Raw genomic sequence first — 1202 nt, forward strand, 5'->3', positions numbered from 1 at the left:
AAATCCGATTGTAAATACTCAAGAATTCGAACGATTAATCGCACAATTCTCAACAATTCCACATTATCCTCAGGCTAATGGTAACGTTAAAATTGCTGCTGGTTGGTTAATTGATCAGGCTGGATGGAAAGGTAAACAGCTTGGTGTAGTGGGGATGTTCCATAAGCAAGCCTTGGTTTTGGTGAATTATGCCAATGCATCTCTTGCGGATGTAAAGAAAACTTATCAAGCTGTACAACATGATGTTGAACAGCGTTTCCAAATTATGTTAGAACCAGAGCCTGTGCTTTATAACAATTTAGGTTTAATTGAAAATCATACGGAATAGTTTTATGCCAAAAGTACACTTGATGGTACGTTTTGTACAAGTAGTTACTGTACTATTTGTACTATTAGGCTGTTTCGTGATTTTTTTGTATTCGCCGTTTTATTCAAAACTTATTGTAGCTGGACTTAACTATTTTGTTCCGGTAGATGTTAATGAGGTGGCTGCGGAAAGCCAGCGAAAAGCAGCATTAAGTGAACATGATAACTTAGAGCCGGGGTCAAATTTATGGATTGCTCGTCAGGCTTATTTGAAGTTAACAGAAGATGCTTTACGTGAAAATAAGACAGCAGATTTGGGTTACATACAAGAAAACTATAAGGCTTTGCAGCAAATTATTCTTTTAGAAGAAAAAGAACAAGAACTACAGGAAGAGAAAGAAACGACGGCTGTGAGTGTTCCTTTGGTTGCGAAAAACTCAGAAATTGATGCGGCCGATGAAGCAAGTAGCCCTATTGATGCAGCACTTTCTATTAATAGTTCTGAAAATAAAGCCCTTACAGAACAATATACGGAGTTTTTAGCAAGAAAACCTGTAGTGCCAGAGCATCAAAAAGCGGCGAGTGAGCCTGAGCAGAAAGTTGAATATGTTCGTAAAAACCCTCTGCCTGCTCAACCTAAAAAGTTATCAGAACCTTATGCGATTGTAGTATTGGGCGGTGGTTTAACTTTAGATAAAAATGGCAAAGATATTGTAGTTAACAGCTATACGCGGTTAAGACTAGAAAAAACCTTAGAAGTTGAAAAGAAAAACCATCTACCTATCGTACTAAGTGGAGTTGAAGCCCCTTATATGCAAGCATGGTTGAAAGCACGTGGGGTAGATGCAAAATTATTAGAAAAGCGCAGTATGAATACCTGTGAGAATACTCGCTTT

At 37.9% G+C, this 1202-nt stretch carries 1 protein-coding gene and 1 pseudogene; both read left to right on the forward strand.

Translation table 11 applies throughout. The annotated features are described in order from the left end of the window. Window positions 1-328 (forward strand): annotated as a pseudogene (locus VXQ92_RS19360) (UDP-N-acetylenolpyruvoylglucosamine reductase); the annotation flags it as partial. Window positions 329-332: 4 nt separating this feature from the next. Continuing rightward, a partial coding sequence (locus VXQ92_RS19365) for a YdcF family protein (protein WP_416682893.1) occupies window positions 333-1202 on the forward strand: 870 nt, incomplete at its 3' end.

The organism is Acinetobacter sp. 228 (assembly GCF_048147885.1).